The sequence below is a fragment of the Mesorhizobium sp. WSM4829 genome (assembly GCF_055811475.1).
Genome location: NZ_JBVVQJ010000047.1, coordinates 20,746 through 22,637, shown reverse-complemented (window position 1 = coordinate 22,637; position 1,892 = coordinate 20,746). Strand labels below are relative to the sequence as shown.

General features: G+C 67.1%; 1 protein-coding gene and 1 pseudogene. Both read right to left on the bottom strand.

All coding sequences use genetic code 11. From position 1 onward, the window contains the following. The coding region (locus AC0L17_RS30150; protein WP_473518446.1) for a DEAD/DEAH box helicase at positions 1-1,383 on the bottom strand (1,383 nt) is incomplete at its 3' end. Between the two features lie 190 nt (positions 1,384-1,573). Next, positions 1,574-1,790, bottom strand: a pseudogene (locus AC0L17_RS30145) (NAD kinase); the annotation flags it as partial. Between the last annotated feature and the right edge of the window lie 102 nt (positions 1,791-1,892).

Below are 1,892 nucleotides of genomic sequence, written 5' to 3'. Positions count from 1 at the left end.
TGGGCGCCCCCCCCCCCCCCCACCCCACCCCCCCCCCCCCCCCCCCACCCCCCCCCCCCCCCTCCCCCCCCCGCCCCCCCCCGGGGGGGGGGGGGGGGGGGGGGGGGGGCCCCGCCCCCCCCCCCCCCCCCCCCCCCCGCCCGGGGGGGGGGGGGGGGGGGGCGCGCCGCGGCCACGGCGGGGAGCATCGTCGTCCCCGCTCTCGCTGGCGACGACTGTCGACAGATCGCCGTCATGCCACTCGATCTTGTTGCCGATCAGCCGTTCGATCGCGTCGATGTATTTGGTGTCGGACTTGGTGGCGATGGTGAAGGATTTGCCCGAGCGGCCGGCGCGGCCGGTGCGGCCGATGCGGTGGACATAGTCCTCGGCATGGATCGGCACGTCGTAATTGAAGACGTGGCTGACATCGGGGATGTCGAGGCCGCGCGCCGCGACGTCCGACGCAACGAGATAGCGCAGTTTGCCGTCACGGAAATTGGCCAGCATCTGCATGCGCGCGCGCTGGTCCATGTCGCCATGCAGCGCGCCGGCGTCGAAATCATGTTTCAGCAGCGAGCGAAAAAGCTCCGAGACCTCGATCTTGCGGTTGCAGAAGATGATGGCGTTCTTCAGTTCCGCATCCTCGGCCTTTATCAGATTGCGCAGCGTCTCGCGCTTGTCCCAGGGTTTCGAGCCGGATTTCACCAGCCGCTGGATGATGTTGGTCGCGGCGGACGCCGCCTTCGAAACCTCGACGCGCACCGGCGCATGCAGGAATTTCTCAGTGAGCTTGGTGATCTCAGGCGGCATCGTCGCCGAGAAGAACAGCGTCTGCCTGGTGAACGGGATCATCTCGCAGATGCGCTCGATGTCGGGAATGAAGCCCATGTCGAGCATGCGGTCGGCCTCATCGATGACCAGGATCTCGACGCCGTTGAGCAGAAGCTTTCCGCGCTCGCGATGATCGAGCAGGCGGCCTGGCGTCGCGATCAGCACGTCGGCGCCGCGCTCCAGCTTCTTGTCCTGTTCGTCGAAGGACACGCCGCCGATCAGCAGTGCGATGTTGAGCTTGTGGTTCTTGCCGTATCTGATGAAGTTCTCTTCAACCTGCGCGGCAAGCTCGCGCGTTGGCTCGAGGATCAGTGTGCGTGGCATGCGGGCGCGCGCCCGGCCTTTTTCGAGGCGGGTCAGCATCGGCAGCACGAACGAGGCCGTCTTGCCGGTGCCGGTCTGGGCGATGCCCAAAATATCCTTGCCGAGCAAAGCGTGCGGTATGGCGCCGGCCTGGATCGGTGTCGGTTCGGTGTAACCGGCGTCGGTAACTGCGGAAAGGACCTTCGGCGACAGGCCGAGGTCTGCGAAGGTCAACACGTCTTGAGCGATCTGGGTGTCTGAGGACAAGTTTGGCTGTCTTTGGCTGGTTCGGGGGCGCAACGCAAGCGGTCGCGGCAAGCGCCGCGCGCCTGCAAGATTGGTATTGCAGGTAGGCGCAAGCCTACGATTTGTCAACACAAACAGGCGGGGGACGGCACGATTGTGAAGTCGTAACCTTAATCGCGATGCTTAATCGAATTGCTGTCGCTGCGCCGGCTCAATAGCGGAACTGTTCGGCGAGAATGCGCTCGTTCCACGAGTGGCTCGGATCGAACAGCAGCGTCGCCGTTACCGTTGGCGATTCCTGCACCGTAACCGAGGTTACGGCCTTCACCTCGGTGTGGTCGGCGGCGGCGTTCACCGGCCGCTTTTCCGCCTCCAGGATATCGAAGCGAACGGTCGACTTGTTGGAGAGCAGCGCGGCCCCCCCCCCGCGCGGGGGGGGCCGGGGGGGGGGGGGGGGCGCCGCCCCCCGGGGGGGGGGGGGCGCGGGCGGGGGCGGGGGGGGGGGGGTGTTTGTCGGGGGGCCCCCGCGG